This window comes from Janthinobacterium sp. GW458P, from assembly GCF_002127585.1.
Classification (GTDB): domain Bacteria; phylum Pseudomonadota; class Gammaproteobacteria; order Burkholderiales; family Burkholderiaceae_D; genus Janthinobacterium.
This window is the reverse complement of record NZ_NEGZ01000001.1, coordinates 469,107-491,320: the sequence shown is the minus strand read 5'-3', so window position 1 is coordinate 491,320 and position 22,214 is coordinate 469,107. Positions and strand designations below refer to the sequence as shown.

18 protein-coding genes are annotated in these 22,214 nt (G+C 64.7%); 16 read left to right on the top strand and 2 right to left on the bottom strand.

Annotated elements, in window-relative coordinates; all coding sequences use genetic code 11:
• From CBW50_RS29690 to CBW50_RS02175, 3 genes are all read left to right on the top strand, one after another.
• Window positions 1-304 (top strand): hypothetical protein (locus CBW50_RS29690; RefSeq protein WP_216356296.1); only part of this gene is annotated, 304 nt, incomplete at its 5' end.
• Between the two features lie 74 nt (window positions 305-378).
• Entirely contained in the window at window positions 379-1,254 is an 876-nt protein-coding gene (locus CBW50_RS02180; RefSeq protein WP_086143961.1) for a hypothetical protein, read from the top strand.
• Window positions 1,251-2,753: a choice-of-anchor X domain-containing protein gene (locus CBW50_RS02175; RefSeq protein WP_086143960.1), complete on the top strand. Its 1,503-nt coding sequence runs from the start codon at window positions 1,251-1,253 to the stop codon at window positions 2,751-2,753. The genes CBW50_RS02180 and CBW50_RS02175 overlap by 4 nt, the downstream gene beginning before the upstream one ends.
• Window positions 2,754-2,959: 206 nt before the next feature.
• Here CBW50_RS02175 and CBW50_RS02170 read toward each other — a convergent pair whose 3' ends face one another.
• Entirely contained in the window at window positions 2,960-3,406 is a 447-nt protein-coding gene (locus CBW50_RS02170; protein ID WP_226935394.1) for a hypothetical protein, read from the bottom strand.
• A 276-nt stretch (window positions 3,407-3,682) separates the two neighbouring features.
• On the opposite strand from CBW50_RS02170, the gene CBW50_RS02165 reads away from it, so the two are divergent.
• Window positions 3,683-4,753: a hypothetical protein gene (locus CBW50_RS02165; protein ID WP_086143958.1), complete on the top strand. Its 1,071-nt coding sequence runs from the start codon at window positions 3,683-3,685 to the stop codon at window positions 4,751-4,753.
• A 3-nt stretch (window positions 4,754-4,756) separates the two neighbouring features.
• On the opposite strand, the gene CBW50_RS02160 is transcribed toward CBW50_RS02165, so the two are convergent.
• Window positions 4,757-5,710: a LysR family transcriptional regulator gene (locus tag CBW50_RS02160; RefSeq protein WP_226935396.1), complete on the bottom strand. Its 954-nt coding sequence runs from the start codon at window positions 5,708-5,710 to the stop codon at window positions 4,757-4,759.
• 109 nt (window positions 5,711-5,819) lie between these two features.
• On the opposite strand from CBW50_RS02160, the gene CBW50_RS02155 reads away from it, so the two are divergent.
• The 12 genes from CBW50_RS02155 (at window position 5,820) to CBW50_RS02100 (ending at window position 22,164) form a co-directional block, all read left to right on the top strand.
• Window positions 5,820-6,659, top strand: a complete 840-nt coding sequence (locus tag CBW50_RS02155) for a phytanoyl-CoA dioxygenase family protein (RefSeq protein ID WP_086143956.1) — start codon at window positions 5,820-5,822, stop codon at window positions 6,657-6,659.
• On the top strand, window positions 6,659-7,477 hold the full coding sequence (locus CBW50_RS02150) for a sugar phosphate isomerase/epimerase (protein ID WP_086143955.1): 819 nt from the start codon (window positions 6,659-6,661) through the stop codon (window positions 7,475-7,477). Before CBW50_RS02155 ends, CBW50_RS02150 begins: the two co-directional genes overlap by 1 nt.
• A 78-nt stretch (window positions 7,478-7,555) precedes the next feature.
• A complete protein-coding gene (locus CBW50_RS02145; protein WP_086143954.1) occupies window positions 7,556-8,017 on the top strand; it encodes a MarR family winged helix-turn-helix transcriptional regulator in 462 nt (153 codons plus the stop codon).
• 165 nt (window positions 8,018-8,182) lie between these two features.
• Window positions 8,183-10,558 carry a M1 family metallopeptidase gene (locus CBW50_RS02140; protein WP_086143953.1) on the top strand — a complete coding sequence of 792 codons (2,376 nt, stop codon included), beginning with the start codon at window positions 8,183-8,185 and terminating at the stop codon, window positions 10,556-10,558.
• A complete protein-coding gene (locus CBW50_RS02135) occupies window positions 10,555-11,043 on the top strand; it encodes a DUF6702 family protein (RefSeq protein WP_086143952.1) in 489 nt (162 codons plus the stop codon). Before CBW50_RS02140 ends, CBW50_RS02135 begins: the two co-directional genes overlap by 4 nt.
• Before the next feature lie 21 nt (window positions 11,044-11,064).
• Window positions 11,065-13,101 (top strand): TonB-dependent receptor, encoded by a 2,037-nt coding sequence (locus CBW50_RS02130; RefSeq protein ID WP_086143951.1) that lies wholly within the window; start codon window positions 11,065-11,067, stop codon window positions 13,099-13,101.
• A 105-nt stretch (window positions 13,102-13,206) separates the two neighbouring features.
• The gene (locus CBW50_RS02125; protein ID WP_086143950.1) at window positions 13,207-13,941 is read left to right on the top strand and encodes a 2OG-Fe dioxygenase family protein; all 735 of its coding nucleotides are present in this window, start codon (window positions 13,207-13,209) and stop codon (window positions 13,939-13,941) included.
• A gap of 142 nt (window positions 13,942-14,083) precedes the next feature.
• Complete coding sequence (locus CBW50_RS02120; protein ID WP_086143949.1) at window positions 14,084-15,445, top strand: hybrid sensor histidine kinase/response regulator; 1,362 nt, start codon at window positions 14,084-14,086, stop codon at window positions 15,443-15,445.
• 263 nt (window positions 15,446-15,708) lie between these two features.
• Window positions 15,709-16,437: a CerR family C-terminal domain-containing protein gene (locus CBW50_RS02115; RefSeq protein ID WP_086143948.1), complete on the top strand. Its 729-nt coding sequence runs from the start codon at window positions 15,709-15,711 to the stop codon at window positions 16,435-16,437.
• Window positions 16,434-17,849, top strand: coding sequence for an efflux transporter outer membrane subunit (locus CBW50_RS02110; protein WP_086143947.1), 1,416 nt, complete (start codon window positions 16,434-16,436; stop codon window positions 17,847-17,849). The genes CBW50_RS02115 and CBW50_RS02110 overlap by 4 nt, the downstream gene beginning before the upstream one ends.
• Window positions 17,850-17,862: 13 nt before the next feature.
• Window positions 17,863-19,038, top strand: coding sequence for an efflux RND transporter periplasmic adaptor subunit (locus tag CBW50_RS02105; protein ID WP_086143946.1), 1,176 nt, complete (start codon window positions 17,863-17,865; stop codon window positions 19,036-19,038).
• A gap of 9 nt (window positions 19,039-19,047) precedes the next feature.
• Window positions 19,048-22,164, top strand: coding sequence for an efflux RND transporter permease subunit (locus CBW50_RS02100; protein WP_086143945.1), 3,117 nt, complete (start codon window positions 19,048-19,050; stop codon window positions 22,162-22,164).
• Window positions 22,165-22,214 lie beyond the last annotated feature (50 nt).

Genomic DNA, 22,214 nt, shown 5'->3' with positions numbered 1-22,214 from the left:
CGGCGCGGGAATGGCGGAAGATGCGGGCAGCGGCGGCGGCATGGGCGGCAACGGTGGCGGCGCCAAGGGGAGCGGCGGCGTGACTACCTTCTGCACAACAGTCGATGCGACAGCCTGGCGCGCGCCGCAAAACGGACAATGCGCCACGCACAGCGGCAAAGTCCGGCCGCAGGCGGCATTGACGCAAACTTCATTCACTTTTTCAGACACGTTCCAACCTTTTCCTGGATTTACTCAGCTGCATTCTGCCGCAATATTACCCCACGCAGGCAGCGCCACGGCGCGCCTGCGCAGTCATCCATAGACTTGATGCCGATCAAGAGGCCAGCGCCGCCACGGCCTAAGCTACAAGCACCGGCCACGCACAAGGAGATTGCCATGCCAGCCCACCTGATCATCGAAGACGGCCAGCCATGGTGGTGGGACAGCGCCGATATCTGGGTCGTGCCGGGCAATGATCCGAATGGCGCGCCCGGCGCGCCCATTGCCGGCACCAGCAATTATTTGTGGGGCCGCGTGCACAATACGGGCAACAGCACCTCGAACGGCGTGCGCGTGGACTTTTACTGGGCAGACCCTTCCGGCCAGATCGCCGTCGGCGCCGCCACGCTGATCGGCTCCGCGTTTGCCGACTTGCCGCCGGGCGCCACGCAGGAAGTGCTGTGCCTGGTGCCATGGGTCCCCGTCATCGTCAATGGCGGCCACGAATGCCTGCTGGCCGTGGCCCACGGGCCTGGCGACGTCAACCCGCTGCCCGACCCGTTGCCCAGCGGCTTTCCCTTCCAGCCCAAGCAGCACGAGCAGATCGCCCAGCGCAATGTCACCGTGGTGCTGGCGGCCCGGCGCGCACAATTGCTGACCATCGCGGTGGCCGCCCTGCCGCGCGAAACGAAACAAGTGGAACTGCAGATCGAGTATGGCGGCGCGCTGCCGGAGCGCCTGCTGGCCACGCTCGGGCTTGAGCGATGGCAGCCGGCCAGGGATGCACGCCTGGTGGCGGGCCTGGCGCGCACGCCCCACTGCAATGGCGACGTGCCCGGCGAGCAAAAACTGGCGCTGGAAGTGCCGCGCGGCCAGGCGCAGGCCGTGTACCTGAGCGTGCGCGCCGAAGCCTTGCCGCCACGCCAATATGCGCTGCTGCGCGTGCTGGAAACGCAGGAAGGCAAGGTCATGGGCGGCATCACGTATGTCGTCACCGATCTGGAAAAAGAACAAGCTCAAGAGCGGCAAAGCCCCGAGGAGCAGGCATCATGAGCGACACCCCCATGCAGGTGCTGACGCGGCCGTTCGCGATCGAGCCCGTCACCAATATCATGTTGCCGGACGGCATCTTCGACAATGCCATCTATGGCTTGCGCGTCGCCGCCCACGTCACGAACACGTCCGGCAACCCGCTGACGAACGTCACGGTGTACCTGGAAAGCGTTGGCGACCCCGGCATCGCGCCCGTGGCGCGCACCTTCTTCTTTGCCAGCGTGCCCGCCGGCGCGGCCATGCTGGTGATGTGGGATGCCGACTTCCAGCACGCCACACCCGGCAAGCGCCTGGTCAGCTTTGTCGCCAAGGCCGACGGCTACACGCCGCGCCGCTCGATCCAGCAGATCTTCGTCTCGCAGACGCGCTTTGACAGCAGCACCAATACCTATACCTGCACGGTCGAGGAAGGCACGCTGGAACTGTCCAAACCGCAGGGTCACGTGCCGGGCAAGCGCTGGGGCAGCACGGGCACGGATGGCAAGGAGTGCCGCTGCCCGCCCGGCCTGGGGCCCATCGTGCCGACCGGCATGACGCTCGTCTGGACGCCGAACCCCGCCTACGCGGGCACGCACGGGGATTTGCCATTTGCCGACCCGTGGTGGAAAATCCTCGCCATCATCATCGCCATCATCGCCGCGCTGGTGGCCATCATTGCCGCCGCGCTCGGCTCCGGCAAGGCCAGCTTCAGCGTGGGCGGCACCTTCGATGAAACGCAGCCCGACGTGCACTGCTGTTCGCTGGAAGGAGCAGGCTCGGGCCAGCCCGAGTTCACGGTGGCGGGCGTGGCCTCGGCCATCGCCTCGGGCGCCATCGCCGTCGCCTGCTCCGATGTCGCGGACCCGTTCTGGCGTGGCCAGGAAGCAACACCGCCAGCCGCCGGCGAACTGACCCTGGCCGAACGAGTGGTGGCGAAATGGGTGCTGCCGGAAGCGCCGAACGCGGGCCTGCCCTACACGGCCGACATCAGCTGGGAGTATGAGCGTTTCACCACGGGCGCCACCTACCAGCATGCCGTGAGCGAAACGCAAGTCAACATCCACGTGGCGGGGCCCGTGGAAACGGATACGCCCGCCGTCGTGCAAGCCTACGAACCGTTGTGGCTGCGCGCCAGCTTCAGGCGCGACAATGGCAATGTGTTCCGCGGCACGGAACTGTATGCCTTCGTGCTGTTCCAGGCGCCGCAGGGCCTGTATTTCGTGGAATCATTGACGGACGACGGCCTGGGCTTCGATCCCGGCGCCAACGACGGCGTGTACGCGGCCAGCCTGGACTTGAAGCGGGCTTACCGGACCCTGCTGCAATATGGACAAAAAGTCTACGGCACCTGGCGCATATTTGTCTTTGCGCAAGACGTCAACCTGACCAAGCCGGGCACGCCGCCGGAAATCGCCGCCCGGCACATCGGCGGCATGTTCGTCGCCAGCGCCATCGAAATCACCTTCGACGACACCCTGCCCTGCCCGCTCAAGGCGCAGGCGAATATCGTCGTGGTGTAATGTATGGGATCAGCCCCGCCGGGTCTGATCCCAGGTGCAGGCGTGGGTCGGACAGGCGCCAGCAGCATTATTGGATGCCCATGCAGGCACACCAGGAGCGGCGGGAAACATGTTCAGGGCCAGGCGCCGCACCGAAGGCAGTACTTCAGTACAGTAAGGTAAAAACGGGGCAGGCAACAACGCCATGGGCGTTTTATCAACCGCTCCTACACCTTGACGCTTTCAGGCTTGGCGATCACCGTGCGCGGAATAATATCCGTTGCCGGGCAAGAATCCATCGCATCCGAATACGCGAGCCAGCGCTGCAGGCTTTCCATGCGGCGGATGGTGATGCCCTTGCCATTGATGTAGCCGATCTGCTCGAAATTGGCGGGGCTGGTGGTCAGCTTCGACACGGTGGGCGCATTGTCGATCAGGCGGTCATACGCCTTGCGCGCCTTGTGCTCCCACTTGGCCAGCACGGGGTCATCGAATCGGTTGCTTTCAAAATACACGGTAATGGTGCGGTCGTGGTTGGCAAAGCCGACAATGGCCGCACCTTTGCGTATGGTCAACAGGACATCTTCCTTGACGCCCGTGACGGGAACAAACACGGCAGCACGGCCGTCCGTGTCGGGCCGCTCCATGGGAATATCTTGTCCGATTATGCTCATCGCATCACACTCTTAGTCATCGCCTGTTGGCTTGTTGTATTTCCATCTATCACCGAAAACGTGCCATGCGCAGGCGGACCGGGCCGCTGCGCCTGACAGCTCCCAGCCTCGCTGCCATGCTATGTATCAAATAATACATTGCCATAGGGCACTACACAAGAAAATCAGGGGACTGGCGCCATGGCGTCCTCCGCCGGATGGGGAATGGCGGGGGGCGCGGCAATCGCCTTATAATGCCCCGCTTACCTACTCCATCCGCATGACGACCTCGCCACCATGACGCTACCCGAAAATGACACCAGCCGGCTCGATGCCATCAGCGCCGCCGCCACCGAAGTGGCGGCCCAGAACGTGGCCGACCTGCTGGCCATGGCCATCTGCCACCGGCCCGACGAACCGGCGCTGGTCGTCTGCGACAAGCGCAGCTGGCTCAACGTGGTGCTGACGGAAGCGTATCGCCAGGCCTTGCCGGACGCGGCCTTCATCGACTTCGACGACGTCACGCCGGACGCCGTGCTGGCCGCGTTTGCCGACCTGCCGGCAGGCAGCCTCGTCGTGCTGATCCAGTCGACCAGCTTCCGACTGGAAGCATTCCGCATCCGCATCGAGCTGTTCAAGCGGGGCCTGAAGGTCATCGAGCACGTGCATCTGTCGCGCATGCCCGGCGTGCAGGGGCTGCACTACATCGCTTCGCTGGCCTATGACCCCGCCTACTACCGCGGCGTCGGCCACGCGCTCAAGGCTCGCATCGACCGCGCCCGCCACGGCATGGTGGAAAGCGGCGGCGAGCAGCTGGTCTTCGCTTCCCCGTTCGAATCGGCCAAGCTCAATATCGGCGACTACAGCGGCATGAACAATATCGGCGGCCAGTTCCCCCTGGGCGAAGTATTTACGGAAGCGCAGGACCTGGAAGCGGTGAACGGGCGCGTGCGCATCTTCGTCTTTGGCGACACGCAGTTCATGGTCAACCGCCCCGACACGCCGATCACCCTGATCATCGACAAGGGCCGCGTGACGGGCACGGAGCACGCCACGCCGGAATTTCTGGCCATGCTGGAGATCATCCGCGCGCACGAAGGCGAAGTGTGGGTGCGCGAACTGGGCTTCGGCATGAACCGCGCCTTTTCGCGCGAACAGCTGGTCAACGACATCGGCACCTATGAACGCATGTGCGGCATCCACCTGTCGCTGGGCGCCAAGCATGGCGTCTACACCAAGCCGCAATTCAAGCGCAAGGATGCACGCTATCACGTTGATATCTTCGCCGTCACCGAGGCCGTCTACCTCGACGACGAGCGCGTGTACGCCGATGGCGCGTGGACGGTGGAAGCCGTCGCCTTCAGCTGATCGTCAATTAAGAAAACCGGCGGCGTCCAGCTCGCGGTCCCACGGCGGCACGGGCTGGTATTCAGCCACCAGGAAATCGATCAGCGCGCGCACCTTGGGCGACATCTGGCGGCTGGCCGGATACAGGGCGCTCAAGTGATTCAAGGGCAGCTCCCAGCCGGACAGCACGGGCAGCAGGCTGCCATCGAGCAGATTGCGCCAGGCGAGAAAGGTGGTGCTGTAGACGATGCCCAGCCCCCGCTGCGCCGCCTGCTGCAGCACCAGGCCATTATTGGCCGTGAAACCCGCCTGCACCCGCACGCTCACTTCTTCGCGCTGTTCCCCTTGTCCTCGCTGGAAATGCCAGTTCGTGCCATCGGTCAGGTGGCTGAAATGCAGGCACTGATGCTGCAACAGGTCTTGCGGCGTCTGCGGCACGCCCCATTGCGCCAGATAGGCGGGGCTGGCGCACAGCACGGCGCGGCACGGCGCCAGCGGACGCATGGCCAGCGCGCTGCTGTCCGGGATGCCGCCCACGCGAATGGTCAAGTCGAAGCCGTGGCGTATCGGGTCGAGCAGCGCATCGTCGACAAACAGCTCGGCCTGCACCTGCGGGTGCAGCAGGCTGAAACGGGCGACGGCGTCGGCCAGCCAGGCGCTGCCGAAGCTCGACGGCGCCTGGATGCGCAGCGGCCCTGCCAGCGCGGCGCCCGCCTGCGCCACGTGCGCCACCATGCGCGCCGCTTCCTGCGCCTGGCTGACGGTGGCCATGCACGGCGCCAGGTAGGCGCGGCCGGCGTCCGTCAGGCTCACTTCGCGCGTGGAGCGGTGCAGCAGACGCGCATGCAGACGCTCCTCCAGCTGCATGATGGTCTTGCTGACCATGGCGCGCGTCAGGCCCAGGCGCTGCCCGGCCACCGTAAAGCTGCGCTGGCGCGCCACTTCGACAAAGATTTCCATCGCTTTTAGTTGATCCATATCAAAGATTGTCTTCGTTTTGACGACAATCTGTCAACCGCCGGGCGATTGTTTGCACACTGTCCCCATCCTACAATGGCGCCTTCTACCAATCTCCGGAGCCGCCGCCATGCTGACGATCGAACAACAAGAACAATACCAACGCGATGGCTACATCATCCTGCCCGATTTCAAGGGTGCGGACGAAATCGCCGCCCTGCGCGCGCGCGCCGAGCAGATTGTCAACGAATTCGATCCCAGCGTCAGCCAGTCCATCTTCACCACGCGCGACCAGGCAAAAAACACCAACGATTATTTCCTCGCCTCCGACAACACCATCCGCTGCTTCTTCGAGGAAGAGGCCTTCGGCGCGGACGGCCAGTTAAAGCAGGCGAAGTCGCTGTCGATCAACAAGATCGGCCACGCCATGCATGACCTGGACCCCGTCTTCCGCGCCTTTTCGGCCGACCCGAAGCTGGCCGAAGTGGCGCGCGACCTGGGCCTGGCGGACGCGCAAGTGTGGCAATCGATGTACATATTTAAACAGCCCGGCATCGGCGGCGAAGTGCGCTGGCACCAGGACGCCACATATTTCGAGACCACGCCGATCAGCGTGACCACGTTCTGGTTCGCGCTGGAAGACGCGACCCTGGACAACGGCTGCCTGTGGGCGGAACCGGGCGGCCACCGCGGCCCCCTGCGCGAACGCTTCATCCGCAACGGCGACCAGGTACGCGTGGAAAAGCTTGACGCCATGCCCTGGCCCGACGACAGCACGGCCGTGCCGCTCGAAGTCAAGGCCGGCGCCCTCGTCTGCTTCCACGGCTTGCTGCCCCATTACAGCGCGCCGAACCGCTCGCCCGTCTCGCGCCACGCCTATACCTTGCATGCCACGGACGGCCAGACCGAATACGCGGCGCACAACTGGATACAGCGCGACGCGGCGTTCCCCGTGCGGGGCTTCGTCTGATGCGCATCGACGTCTTCGCCGCCCACTGGGGCAATAACGAGCTGCCGCCCGAAGTCTTCATCGACAGGGTAGCGGCGGCCGGCTTCGACGGCATCGAAATGTCGCTGCCGCTGGACGCCGCCCTGCGCGAGGAATGGACGGGGCGCATCGCCGATGCTGGCCTGGACCTGATCGCCGCACAGTGGGAAACCGTCTTCCACGCTGACTTCGAGCTGCACCGCGCGGCCCTGGCGGAACTGCTGGAAAACGCCTGCCTGGCCCGCCCCGTGCTGGTCAACACGCACACGGGCAAGGATTTTTATACGCCGGCGCAGAACGGGCAACTGATCGACCTGGCCGCCGCCATCTCGGCAAAGCACGGCGTACCCATCGTGCATGAAATCCACCGCAGCCGCTTTTCCGGCCATCCGATGCTGCTGCTGCCGTATCTGCAGCAGTATCCGCAGCTGCCCTTGACGGCCGACCTGTCGCACTGGTGCTGCGCCTGCGAATCGCTGCTGGAAGACCAGCCGCAGACCCTGGCGCAAGTACTGCCGCAGGTGCGCCACGTGCATGCGCGCGTGGGCCATGCGCAGGGGCCGCAGGTGGCCGACTTCCGCGCGCCGGAAGCCAAGCCGGCGCTCGACGCCCACCTGGCGTGGTGGGACGCCATCGTCGCCCTGCGTCGCGCCGCCGGCGCCGAGCGCCTGACGTTCACGCCGGAATTCGGCCCCGCGCCGTACACGCAAACTCTGCCCTGGACGCAGCAGCCGGTGACGGATGCGTGGGAACAGAACGTCGCCATGCTTGCCCTGCTGCGCGCGCGCTACGCCGCTTAGGCGCCTGCGCCCCGTGCCGGATCGCCAGGTCCGGCGCCGCGCATTGCAATTAGGTAGTGCGCTATATATACTGTGCCCATGGATACCACCACCGCTCCCAATCCCCTGCACCAGGTGCCGCGCCTGGACAGCCAGCTGTGCTTTGCGCTGTACTCGACCTCGCTCGCCATGAACAAGCTGTACCGCAAGCTGCTGCGCAAGCTCGGTCTCACCTATTCGCAATACCTGGTGATGATGGTGCTGTGGGAACGCGACGGCTTGACGGTGTCGGAAGTGGGCGAGCGCCTGTTTCTCGATTCTGCCACGCTGACGCCCTTGCTCAAGCGCATGGAACAATCAGGCCTGTTGACGCGCGCGCGCGCCGCCAGCGACGAGCGCCAGGTCATCATTTCCCTCACGCAGCAGGGCGACCAGCTGCGCCATGCAGCGGCCCTGCTGCCCGAAGCCATCCTGACGGCCAGCCACTGCAGCGTGGAGCAGGTTGTGGACATGAAACAACAACTGAACCAGTTGCGCGACAGCCTGATGAAAAGTGAGTAAAAGCGCCGCATTCCCGAGCAAAATCAGGTAAAGCATCGCCCTGACAGCGCCAGGCATAAGCTGGCGCGAAATCCGCCTTTCTTTATTACAAATCGATACAAGGAGGGCCTCACCCTGCGTATAGAATAGTTGCCACTATTTCCTTACAACAACATCAGGGTGACCATGCGCATACCTTTCGGCTCCGTAGCCTCGTTGGCTCTGTGCTTTACCGTGTCGGCCTTCGCCGCCGAACCGTTCGACGACAAGTTCCGCCAGCTCGAAGAATTGCTGCCCACCCCGAACACCTACCGCACCGCGTCGGGGGCGCCTGGCCACGCCTACTGGCAGCAGCGCGCCGACTACACGATACGCGCCACCCTGGATGAAGCCAGGCGCGAAATCGCCGGCAGCGGCACCATCACCTACCATAACCGGTCGCCCGATACCCTCGGCTACCTGTGGCTGCAGCTGGACCAGAATATCTACCGGCCCGATTCCGATGCGCGCCGCATGACCACGGCGCCCTCGCGCCAGGCGTGGGCCAAGACGGCGGGCGAAGACACGATGAAGTTCGAAGGCTTGCGCGGCATGCTGGCGCGCGGCGACTTCCAGGGCGGCTTCAATATCCGCGCCTTGAAAGGCGCGGACGGCCTGCCCCTGAAGCACGTGATCAACCGCAGCATGATGCGCATCGACCTGCCGCAGCCCCTGAAGCCGGGCCAGGATTTCGTCTTCCAGATCGACTGGGATTACCGCATCAACGAACAGAAGGTGCTGGGCGGGCGCGCCGGCTATGAAGTCTTCGACGACAAGAACGCGCTGTTTGAGGTAGCGCAATGGTTCCCCCGCATGGCCGCCTACTACGACGCGGCCGGCTGGCAGCACAAGCAGTTCCTCGGCTCGGGCGAATTCACGCTGGAATTCGGCGACTACGACGTGCAGCTGACGGTTCCTGCCGACCATATCGTCGCCGCCACGGGCGAGCTGCAGAATCCACAGGACGTGCTGTCCGCCGCGCAGCGCGAGCGCCTGGAAAAGGCCCGCGGCAGCGACAAGCCCGTCATCATCGTCACGCAGAAGGAAGCGGAAGCGGCCGAAAAATCCGTCAGCCGCGCGCAAAAGACGTGGCACTTCAAGGCGGCCAACGTGCGCGACTTCGCCTGGGCTTCGAGCCGCAAGTTCATCTGGGATGCGCAGGGCTACAACAAGGGCGGCAGCAAGCTGATGGCCATGTCCTACTATCCGAAAGAGGGCAATCCGCTGTGGGAAAAGTACAGCACGCAAGCCATCGTGCACACGATAGAACAGTACAACAAGTACAGCATAGCCTACCCGTATCCGACGGCCATCTCCGTCAACGGCCCCGTGGGCGGCATGGAGTATCCGATGATCTCCTTCAACGGCCCGCGTCCGGTGAAAGACAAGAAAACGGGCGCGCTGACGTATTCCAAGCGCACCAAGTATGGGCTGATCGGCGTCATCATCCATGAAGTGGGCCACAACTACTACCCGATGATCATCAACTCGGACGAGCGCCAGTGGACATGGATGGACGAAGGCCTCAACACCTTCGTGCAATACCTGGCGCAGCAGGCGTGGGAAGAAAACTACCCGGCCTCGCGCGGCGAACCGCGCGAGATCGTCGACTACATGCGTAGCCGCGACCAGGTGCCTATCATGACCAATTCCGAATCGCTCTTGCAGTTCGGCAACAACGCCTACGCCAAGCCGGCAGCGGGCCTGAACATCCTGCGCGAGACCATCCTCGGGCGCGAGCTGTTCGACTACGCCTTCAAGGAATATGCGCAGCGCTGGAAATTCAAGCGCCCCACCCCCGCCGACTTCTTCCGCACCATGGAAGACGCTTCCGGCACGGACCTCGACTGGTTCTGGCGCGGCTGGTTTTATACGACCGACCCGGTCGACATCAGCATCGACGGCATCACGGAGTACGGCGTGAGCTCAAAGAATCCGGAAACGGAAAAGGCCTGGAAAAAAGCGCAAAAGGACGCCCAGCCGGAGTCCGTCACAAACCGCGCCAACAAGGGCATGCCACGCCGCGTCGATGCGCATCCGGAACTGAAGGATTTCTACAATCAGCACGACGATTTCACGGTGACCAACAAGGACCGCAACGCCTACGCCGAAGCGCTGGCCGCGCTGGAACCGTGGGAAAAAGACCTGCTCAAGCAGGGCAAGCACCTGTACCTGGTCGACCTGTCGAACGTGGGAGGCATGGTCATGCCCCTGATCCTCGAGATCGAACTGAAAAGCGGCAAAAAATACGTCGAGCGCGTGCCGGCCGAGATATGGCGCTACTCGCCGAAGAAAATCACCAAGGTCGTCATCACGGACGAGCCGATGGTTGGCCTGGTACAGGACCCGTACTGGGAAACGGCCGACATCGACACGAGCAACAACAGCTGGCCAAGAAAAATCGCGCCTTCACGCCTGGAACTGTTCAAGAGCGAAAAATCGCCCAAGGATAACCTGATGCGCGATTTTCATACGCCCCTGAAAAGCAGGAACGGCGGCGCGGCCGGGGATGACGAGGCGTGAAGCGCTGGCGCCTTCTCGCGGCAAGCCTGCTGGCCTGCGCCAGCATGGCGGCCGGCGCCCATAACTTCCACATGGGCATCGCCGACATCAGTTATAACGGTGCCAGCGGCAGCACGGAAGTGGTGCACACCTACACGGGCCACGACGTGCAGGCGCTGCTGACGAATCTGTACCAGCGCCAGTTCGACCTGGGCCAGGAAGACAGCGAAGCGGCCCTGCGCCGCTATGTCGAAAAGCAGTTTTACCTGGTGGGGCCGGACGGCAAGCGATTACGCCTGAACTGGGTCGGCATGAAGGTCAACGCCGACAACGTGGTGATCTTCCAGGAAATCGAGCACACGCGCCTGGCGCCAGCCACGCGCATCCATAACCAGCTGCTGACCGACTTCCTGCCCAGCCAGCGCAATACCCTCAACGTGCAGGATAGCGGCAGCATCCAGACGCTGATCTTCGACCGCCAGAACACGGAATTGCCGATCCGCTAAGCCCGGGCACACCTATCCCCCATGACGCCACGCTCTCTTCCCCTCTTCCTCGCCGCCCTGTTTTCAGCAAGCGCTGCCCACGCCGACGACATCTTCCAGCGCGTGCTGGTCGACGGCTCGCGCCTGAACCAGCTGGGCGTGGCCGATTCGGCCAACGCAGGCAGCGTCACGCAACAGCAGCTCGACGCGCGCACCAGCTACCGGCCCGGCGAATTGCTTGAAGCCGTGCCGGGACTGATCGCCAGCCAGCATAGCGGCGAGGGCAAGGCCAACCAGTTCTACCTGCGCGGCTTCAACCTCGATCACGGCACGGACTTGCGCACCACCGTCGACGAGATGCCCGTCAACCAGCGCAGCCATGGCCACGGCCAGGGCTGGACGGACCTGAACTTTTTGATCCCCGAACTGGCCATGCGCCTCGATTACAAAAAGGGGCCGTATTCGGCGGCGCAAGGCGATTTTTCCTCGGCGGGCGCGGCGTCCATCGTCTATGCGAACCGCCTGACGCAGGGCATCGCCAGCGCGGGCATCGGGCAAAACGGCTTTCGCCGCGCCCTGCTGGCCGATACGCTCGATGCGGGCGACGGCAGCCTGCTGTACGCGCTCGAAACGCAGCACAACGATGGTCCGTTCACGCAGCCGGACCGCTACCGCAAGCGCAATGGCGTGCTGCGCTACAGCGAAGGCTATGCCAACAACGGTTTCAACGTCACGGCCATGGCGTATGACGCCAGCTGGTACGCCACCGACCAGATTCCGCTGCGCGCCGTGCAGGATGGTGCGCTGGGCCGCTTCGACGCCATCGATGCCAGCGACGGCGGCAAGGCGCAGCGCTACAGCCTGTCTGGCGCCTGGCGCCAGACGACGGACGACGCGTCGTCCAGGGTCAGCGCGTACATGATCGCCAACCGCCTGGCCCTGTTCTCGAATTTTACGTATGCGATGGACGACCCGGTCAACGGCGACCAGTTCGCCCAGCCCGACCGGCGCGTGACGGCCGGCCTCGATGCCAGCCATACCTGGCACCGCCACACGGACAGGGGCAGCAGCGACACCACCATCGGCGTGCAGCTGCAGAACGACAATATCCATAATGGCCTGTACCACACGCGCCGGCGCCAGGTCCTGTCGACCACGCGGCAAGACCATATCGTCGAAACGAGCCTCGGCGTGTATGGCGAAAACAGCACGCGCTGGTCGCGATCGCTGCGCACCGTGGCCGGCCTGCGCGCGGACGCCTACCGCTTCGACGTGCGCAGCGACCGCGCCGCCAATTCGGGCCAGGCCAGCGACCATTTGTTCAGCCCCAGCCTGAGCGTGATCGCGGGGCCGTGGCGCGACACGGAAGCGTATTTCAATATTGGCAATGGTTTTCACAGCAACGACGCGCGCGGCACGACGATCAACATTGATCCGAAGACGGGCGAGGCGGCAGACAAGGTCACGCCCCTGGTGCGCTCGCGCGCCCTGGAACTGGGCTTGCGCAGCGCCGCCATCGCCGGCCTGCAAGCCTCGCTGTCGCTGTACCGCCTGGACTTCGATTCCGAACTGCTGTTCATCGGCGACGCCGGCGCCACCGAGGCGGGCCGTCCCAGCCGCCGCTACGGCATCGAGTTTTCCAGCTACTACAAGGCGGCCAGCTGGCTGTCGCTGGACCTGGACCTGGCGTATGCGCGCGCACGCTCGCGCGGCGGCGACCCGGCAGGCGGCTTCATCCCCGGCGCCATCGAAGGGGTGGCCCAGCTGGCCATGACGCTGACGCCGCAGGGGCCATGGTCAGGCTCTTTGCGTCTGCGCTACTTCGGCCCGCGCCCGCTGATCGAGGATAACAGCGTGCGCTCCGCCGCCAGCGTGGGCCTGAACGGGCGCATCGCCTACCGGATCGACAAGACCTTGCGCATGGAACTGGAGGGCTACAACCTGGCCAACCGGCGCGACTCGGCCATCGATTACTACTATGCCTCGCGCCTGCCCGGCGAGGCGCAGCCAGTCGACGATATCCACTTCCATCCGGTGGAATCGCGCTCGCTGCGTCTGACCCTGGTAAAGAATTTTTAACTCAACAAGAATAATTCGTATCGCACACTGCACAGGAAACGCCGCGAAGTCGTAGAATGCCAGGCTGGACAAACTGATACAGGCCGCGTTCCGGCCGGCACCGCCATGAGCACTTCCGCACCGATCTTTACCGCCCCGTCCCGCCTCAAGGACGCCTTGCGCGACGACGGCTATGCCGTCCTGCGCCCGCAGGACGTGGCCGCGCTGGCCGGCTGCCCGCTCGACGCGCTGCGCGCGCTCGAACCAAGCTGGAATGCGCTGGCGCTGGACAATTACCTGAAGGATGGCGGCCGCTATCGTCGGCGGCGCCACTCGTGCTTCGTGCAGGATGGCGCGCGCCTGACGCAGACGGCGCACCGCCCGCACTGGCAACCGGTGGAATACAACGCCCTGCACGGCGGCATGCACCGCCTGTTCGAACCGGTCGAACCGGCCATCGTGGCGCAGCCGGCCTGGCAGCAGCTGATCCGCGCGCTGGGCGACGCCTGCTCCCAGGTCAAGGGCAGCCAGCCGTGGTTCATCGAGGCGCACCAGTTCCGCATCGACACCACCGACGGCATCGGCCGCCCCACGCCGGAAGGCGCGCACCGCGACGGGGTCGACTTCGTCGCCGTGCTGCTGATCGGGCGCGAGCAGGTCAAGGGCGGCGAGACGCGAATTTTCGAAGCAGATGGCCCCAACGGCAAGCGCTTTACCCTCACCGAGCCGTGGTCGCTGCTGCTGCTCGACGATGCCGCCGTGATCCATGAATCGACGCCGATCCAGCCCGTCGGCGACCATGGTCACCGCGACACGCTCGTGCTGACCTATCGCGCCGGCCAGTTCCAGGGCGAAAACTGACAGGCGGCCACAGCATTCCCAGTGGCCAAAATAGTTACTTGGAAGTTACTTTTACAGACCTAAATCCGATATAGTCATACGATGTCGATATTGTGCGCTCGCCGCGCCCAGCATCACCACACTGAAATTCTAGGAGAGGTCTGTGGACTCCAACAACCAAATCAAGCCTGATGAAATCGAGATCCTGATCGTCGAGGATAGTCCGACCCAGGCCGAGCGCTTGCGGCGCCTGATCCAGTCCCTGCATTACAATGCGCGCGTGGCGGCCAACGGCCAGCTGGCCCTGGCCGCCATCCGCGAGCGCAAGCCGCATTTGGTATTGTCCGATATCGTCATGCCGGAAATGAACGGCTACGACCTGTGCCGCGCCATCAAGTCCGATCCTACCCTGCGCGACATTCCCGTCATCCTCGTCACCTCGCTCAACGACCCGAAGGACATCATCCGCGGCATCGAATGCGGCGCAGACAATTTCATCCGCAAGCCATACGCGGAAGACTACCTGCTCAACCGCATCAGCCACATGCTGATGAACCAGAAGCTGCGCAAGAACCAGAATGTCGAAATCGGCATCGCGCTGTACCTGGGCGACCAGAAGCACTTCATCAATGCGGAACGCCAGCAAATCCTCGATTTGCTGATCTCCACCTATGAGCAGGCCGTGCAGGTGAACGGCGAACTGCAGGCGCGCGAACGCCAGGTAATCGAGCTGAACATGCGGCTGGCGCACCATGCGGCCGAGCTGGAAACCATCAACCGCGAAATCGCGCTGAAAAACCTGGAACTGGCCGAAGCGAGCCGCATGAAGTCCGCCTTCATCGCCAACATGTCGCATGAACTGCGCACGCCGCTCAACGCCATCATTGGATTCACGGGCGCGCTGCTGATGAAACTGCCCGGCCCCCTGACATCGGACCAGGACAAGCAACTCAATACCATCCGCGCCAGCGCGCGCCATCTGCTCTCGCTGATCAACGATATCCTCGACGTGGCCAAGATCGAGGCGGGCAAGCTGACCCTGTCGATCGAACCCGTGCACTGCCAGGAACTGATGGCCGAAGTGGCCGACACCCTGCGCCCCCTGGCCCAGCAAAAAGGCCTGGCGCTGGAAATGGAGCTGGGCACGGAAAACCAGGCGCCCGCCATCATCGACACGGACCGCCGCGCGCTGACGCAAATCCTCATCAACCTGCTCAACAACGCCATCAAGTTCACGGAACAGGGCACGGTGCGCATCAGCCTGTCCCAACGCGAGGAAGACGGCGTGCGGGTGACGGAAATGAGCATTGCCGACAGCGGCGCCGGCATCAAGGAAGAGGACCAGGCCAAGCTGTTCCAGGCCTTCTCGCAACTCGATTCCACCTCCACGCGCCACGTGGAAGGCGCAGGACTGGGTTTGTACTTGTGCCAGAACCTGGCCAACGCCATCGGCGGCGCCCTGTTCTTCAACAGCGACTACGGCTCCGGCAGCACCTTCACGCTGGCGCTGCGCAGCAAGGCCTGAGCTTCTGTGCGCTGCAGCATGGAATGCTGTTTTTTTGCCATCAACAAGAGTTGAATACAGTAGTTCTACGGTATTGCACTGCACCATTTTCAGCGCTATAGTAGCACTGTCTCCTCCAATTCGTTCTCCGAACATTGGATTCGGCCCGCGCCAGTTCGCGGGCTTTTTTTTGCCTGCGTTTTCCACGCATCTTCATGCTTTCTTAATTAAATCAATCGATTTAGTTATATCAAACGCTTGAGATATGTGCTTAAATCTCCGGCATGATTGAAAAAAACATTTCCTCCACGTCACCCGTCGATGACGGGCGCAAGCCCCGTTCCGATGGCGAGCAGTCGCGCGAGCGCTTGCTGCATAGCGCCATCCGCCTGTTTGCCGGGCAGGGCTACGCCAAGACCTCCACGCGCGAATTGGCGCAGGCGGCCGGCACGAATGCGGCTGCCATCCGCTACTATTTTGGCGACAAGGCGGGGCTGTACCGCGCCGCCTTCTCCCAGCAGTCGTCGAATCCGCAAGACAATATCGTCCAGTACGACCAGCCCCACTTCACCTTGCGGCAAAGCCTGGAAGGCTTTTATGCACAATTGCTCGCCCCCATGCAGCAGGGCGAGATTGCGCGCGACTGCATGCGCCTGTGGTGCCGCGAGATGCTCGAACCGACGGGACTGTGGGCGCACGAGATCGACCAGAACATCCGCCCCGAGCACGAGGCGCTCACGCGCGTGCTGGCACGCCACCTGGGCGCGCCCGACAACAGCGACGACATGCACCGGCTGGCGTTCTCCATCGCCTCGCTGGCCCTGCAGCACATGGTGGGCGCCGACGTGCTGCAAACCCTGCGCCCGCAGTTGCTGGACACGCCATGCGCCCTCGACACCTGGCTGGCGCGCATGACCGACTACGCGCTGGCCATGGCCGACGTGGAGCGCCAGCGCCTCGCCAAAGCAGCATCCACCGCTACCGCTCAACGACAAGCACAAGGACCAGCATGACAACTATTCGATGCGCCGTTCGACGTACCCTGGCCGCCGGCATCGTGCTGGCGCTGGGCGGCTGCGCCCTGCAGGGACCACCCGCCACCGTGGCCGCCAAGGATCCCGCGCAGTGGCAGGCGCCGCTGCCGCATAATGGCAATCTGCCCGAGCTGGCCGGCTGGTGGCAGCGCCAGGGTGACGCCCTGCTGGTGGAGCTGATCACCGACGCCCAGCAGGCAAGTCCCACCGTCGCCGCCGCCCGCACGCGCATCGTGCAGGCGCGCGCGGATCGCGTGGCTAGCGGCGCGACGCTGGCGCCCAAGCTCGACGCGACAGGCAGCGTGGTGCGCACCAGCCAGCAGTCGCTGCAACCGGGCGGCACCACCTCGCAGGCGGCCCTGCAGGCGTCCTGGGAAATCGACGTCTTCGGCGCCAACGGCGCCACGCGCGATGCGGCGCAGGAGCGCTACGACAGCGCCCGCGCGCTCTGGCACGAAGCCCGCGTCTCGGTGGCAGCCGAAGTGGCGAACCAGTACTACCTGCTGCGCGCCTGCCGGCAATTGCAGGCCGTGGCCGAACAGGATGCCGTCTCGCGCCGCGACTCGGCGCGCCTGACGGCGCTCAGCGCCGGCGCCGGCTTCCAGCCGCCCGCCAACGCGGCATTGGCCCGCGCCAGCGCCGCCGAAGGCGCCAGCCGCGCGATCGAACAACGCGCCTCCTGCGACGTGGAGGTGAAAGCGCTGGTGGCCCTGTCAGCCATGCCGGAAGACGCCCTGCGCCGCAAACTCGACGCCAATCCCGCCGTCCTGCCGTCCCCCGTAGCCATCGCGGCGTTGCCGGCGCAGACCCTCGCCCAGCGTCCCGACGTGTACAGCGCCGAGCGCGAAGTGGCGGCCGCCAGCTTCGAAGTGCGCGGCGCGCAGGCGCAGCGCTACCCGCGCCTGAGCCTGACTGGCTCCATTGGCAAGGGCAATATCCGCTCCGGCGGCAGCAGCATCACGGCCAGCACCTGGAGCATCGGCCCGCTGGCCGTCAGCCTGCCCATCTTCGATGGCGGCACCCGCCGCGCCCAGGTAGACGCGGCCACGGCGCGCTACGACGAGGCAGTGGTGAAATACCGCGCCGGCGTGCGCCAGGCGGTGCGCGAAGTGGAGGAAGCACTGGTCAACCTGGGCAGCACGGAAGCGCGCAGCGAACACGCCATGACGGCATTGGAAGGCTACCGCGTGTCGTTTGTCGCCACGGAAGAGCGCTACAAGAATGGCCTGGCCAGCCTGATCGAACTGGAAGACGCACGCCGCACGCGCCTGGCCGCCGAAAACACGGTGGTCAACCTCGAGCGCGAACGCAGCGCCGCCTGGGTGGCGCTGTACCGCGCCGCCGGCGGCGGCTGGGACAACACTGCCGCCATCGCCAACAACGCCCCCTGACGGATACGACAACATGAAAAAACTGACCTTGAAACCCCTCGGCATCGCCCTCGCCGCCCTCGTTGTTGCCACCGGTGCCGGCTTTGCCCTGTATGCGCCCGCCTCCACGGCGGCCGACGAGGCGAAGGACAAGAACGCGACGCAAAAGCCCGCGCTCACCGTCACCACGGCCAAGCCGCAGACGGCCAGCCTGCCCATCAAGCTGAGCGCCAACGGCAACGTGGCAGCGTGGCAGGAAGCCGTCATCGGCAGCGAGTCGAACGGTTTGCGCCTCACTGACGTGCGCGTGAATGTCGGCGACGTCGTGCGCGCCGGCCAGGTGCTGGCCGTGTTCTCGAACGACACGGTCAACGCCGACGTGGCGCAGGCCAGGGCCGCCGTATTGGAAGCGGAAGCGAATGCGGCCGAGGCGGCGGCCAATGCGCAGCGCGCCCGCTCGCTGCAAAGCACGGGCGCCATCAGCGCGCAGCAAATCAGCCAGTACCTGACGGCGGAACAGACTGCCAATGCGCGCATTGCATCGGCCAAGGCGCAACTGGCGTCGCAGCAGCTGCGCCTGAAATACACGCAGGTGGTGGCTCCCGACAGCGGCATCATCTCCTCGCGCTCGGCCACCGTGGGGTCGGTGGTGGGCGCCGGTACGGAACTGTTCCGCATGATCCGCCAGGGCCGCCTCGAATGGCGCGCCGAAGTGACGGCCACCGAGCTGCTGAACCTGAAGCCGGGTACCCTGGCGCAGGTGAAGGCGGCCAATGGCAGCGTGTTGACGGGCAAGGTGCGCATGATCGCCCCCACGGTCGACCCGCAGACGCGCTCGGCCCTCGTGTACGTGGATCTGCCGGCAAGTACCGGCACAAACGCGCCGTTCAAGGCAGGCATGTACGCCAGCGGCGAATTTGAACTGGGCACGTCGGGCGCGCTGACCGTGCCCCAGCAGGCCATCGCCGTGCGCGACGGCTTCAGCTATGTCTTCCGCCTCAATCCCGACCAGCGGGTCAGCCAGATCAAGGTGCAGGCCGGGCGGCGCCTGACGGACCGCATCGAGATCATCAAAGGCATCACGGCCGACACGACGATTGTCGTCAGCGGCGCCGGCTTCCTCAATGACGGCGACCTGGTACGCAATGTGCAAAACCCGGTGGCATCCCCGGTGGCAGCAGCAGCCAAGCCGGCCGCAGCGAAAAAGTAAGGAGAGGCCATGAATTTTTCCTCCCTCTCGATCAAGAATCCGATCCCGGCCATCATGCTGTTCGCGCTGCTGACCCTGGCCGGTCTGCTGGCCTACAAGGCCAATCCGGTGCAGGATTTCCCCGATATCGAACTGCCCATCGTCACCGTCAGCGCGGTGCTGCCCGGCGCCGCGCCGGCCCAGCTGGAAACGGAAGTGGCGCGCAAGATCGAAGACTCCGTCGCCACCCTGCAAGGCGTGAAAAACATCTACACCAAGGTGCTCGATGGCGTCGTCACGGTGACCGTCGAATTCATCCTGGAAAAGCAGATCGCCGAAGCCGTCAACGACGTACGCGACGCCGTCGCGCGGGTCAAGGCGGACATGCCGGCCGAACTGCGCGACCCCACCGTCACCAAGGCATCCACGGCCGGGCGCGTGGTGCTGACCTTTATCGCCACGGCGAAAGGGGGCGTGGACAACCCGCTCGACGCGCCCGACCTGTCCTGGGTCGTCGACAATACGGTGGCCAAGCGCCTCCTGACCGTGCCCGGCGTGGGCGCCGTCACCCGCGTGGGCGGCGTCTACCGCGAGATCCAGGTGGAACTCGACGAAGCGCGCATGGCCGCATTGAAGGTCTCGGCCCTCGACGTCTCGCGCCAGCTGCGCCTGGTGCAGCGCGAAGCGCCGGGCGGCCGGGGCGACGTCAGCGGTGCCGAACAATCGGTGCGCACCATCGCCACCGTCAAGACGGCCGATGAATTGTCGCGCGTGGAAGTGCCGCTGCCGGACGGCCGCCATGTGCGCCTGGACCAGGTGGCCACCGTGCGCGACACCATTGCCGAACCGCGCGCGCTGGCCGAGCAGGATGGCAAGACCGTCGTCGCCTTCGAGGTGTTCCGCACCAAGGGCGCCAGCGAGGTGGCCGTCGCCAATGGTGCGCGCGCCGCCATCGCCGACCTGCAGAAGGAAAACCCGAATGTGGTGCTGCAGCAGTCGATCGACAACGCCTTCCCCGTCGAGGAAAACTTCGAAGGCTCCATGGAGCTGCTGTACGAGGGCGCTCTGCTGGCCGTGCTGGTGGTGTGGTGGTTCCTGCGCGACTGGCGCGCCACCCTGGTGGCCGCGGCCGCCCTGCCCCTGTCCGTGATGCCGGCCTTCCTCGGCATCTACTGGTTCGGCTACACGCTCAATACCGTCACCCTGCTGTCGCTGGCGCTGGTCGTCGGCGTGCTGGTCGACGACGCCATCGTGGAAATCGAAAACATCGAGCGCCATCTGCGCATGGGCAAGTCACCGATGGAAGCGGCCATGGAAGCGGCAGATGAAATTGGCATGGCGGTGATCGCCACCACCTTCGCGCTGGTGGCCGTGTTCCTGCCGACGGCCTTCATGAGCGGCATTCCCGGCCTGTTCTTCAAGCAGTTCGGCTGGACCGCCGTGCTGGCCGTGCTGGCCTCGCTGGTGGTGGCGCGCCTGCTTACCCCCATGATGGCGGCCTATATACTGAAACCGCTGCCCCACAAGGAAGAGCAGGATGGCTGGCTGATGACGCGCTACCTGCGCGTGATGCGCTGGTGCCTCAAGCACCGTGGCATCACGGCCATCGCCGCGGCCCTGTTTTTTGTCGGTTCCATCATGCTCGTGCCATTGCTGCCGACGGGCTTCGTGCCTGCCGCCGACCGCGCACAAACGCAGATCAACCTGGAACTGCCGCCCGGCTCCACCCTGGGTGAAACGCAAGCCGTCGCGGCCATGGCGCGCGACGCGGCCATGCGGACACCCGGCATCAAGGGCGTCTTCAGCTCGATCGGCGGCGGCTCCAGCGGCGACGCCTTCGCCCCCGGCGCGGCGGCCGAAGCGCGCCGCGCCGTACTGACCCTGACCACCGTACACCGTACCGAGCGCAAGGAATCAATGGCAGGCCTGGAAACGCAGTTGCGCCACAAGCTCGATGCGATTCCCGGCGCCCGCTTCACGGTTGGTCCGCCCGATACGGGCGTCAAGATGCAGCTGGTGCTGCGCTCGGAAGACCCGGTGGCGCTGATGGAGGCAGCACAAAAGGTCGAACGCGAATTGCGCGGCCTGAAAGGCATCGGCAACGTCAATTCCAGCGCTTCGCTGGTGCGCCCGGAAATCATCGTGCGTCCCGATTTTGCCAAGGCGGCAGACCTGGGCGTGACGGCGGCGGCCATCGGCGAGACCGTACGCGTGGCCACGGCCGGCGACTACGACACGGACCTGACGAAAATGAACCTGCCCGAGCGGCAAGTGCCGATCCGCGTCAAGCTGCCCAATAACGTACGCGCCGACCTGGCCGCCATCGAACGCCTTACCGTGCCCGGCAAGAATGGTCCCGTGCGCCTGGCGAACGTTGCCACGGTGACCATGGAAAGCGGCCCGGCGCAGATCGACCGGCTGAACCGCAGCCGCAACGTCACACTGGACGTTGAACTCGGTTCCCGCACGCTTGGCGAACTGAACGAAGAAGCGCGCGCCCTGCCGTCGATGAAGAATTTGCCGCCGTCCGTGAAGATCGCCGAGCTGGGCGACGCACAGGAGATGGCGTCGCTGTTCGCCAGCTTCGGCCTGGCCATGCTGATCGGCGTGCTGTGCATCTACTGCGTGCTGGTGCTGCTGTTCAAGGACTTCATGCAGCCGGTGACCATCCTGGCGGCGCTGCCGCTGTCCATCGGCGGCGCCTTTGTGGCCTTGCTGGTCACGGGCAGCGCCCTGTCGATGCCGTCGATGATCGGCCTGATCATGCTGATGGGGATCGTCACCAAGAACTCCATCCTGCTGGTCGACTATGCGATCCTGGCGCGCCAGGCGGGCATGAACCGTTTCGATGCGCTGGTCGACGCCTGCCACAAGCGCAGCCGCCCCATTCTGATGACGACGATTGCCATGGGCGCCGGCATGATGCCTCTGGCGCTAGGCTGGGGCGCCGACCCCAGTTTCCGTTCGCCGATGGCCATCACCGTCATCGGGGGCCTGATCACGTCGACCTTATTGAGCCTGCTGGTGGTGCCGGCCGTGTTCACCTACATCGACGACCTGGAGCACCTGCTCAAGCGCGGCATGGCAAAACTGCGCCGCCAGAAGGCGCCCGCGCGGCGCGATGACAGGGTGGTGCTGGAAAAATAGGCGCCAGGCTGATTGAAAAATCGCCCCCTGCGGGCAAGGAAGCGAGGAAC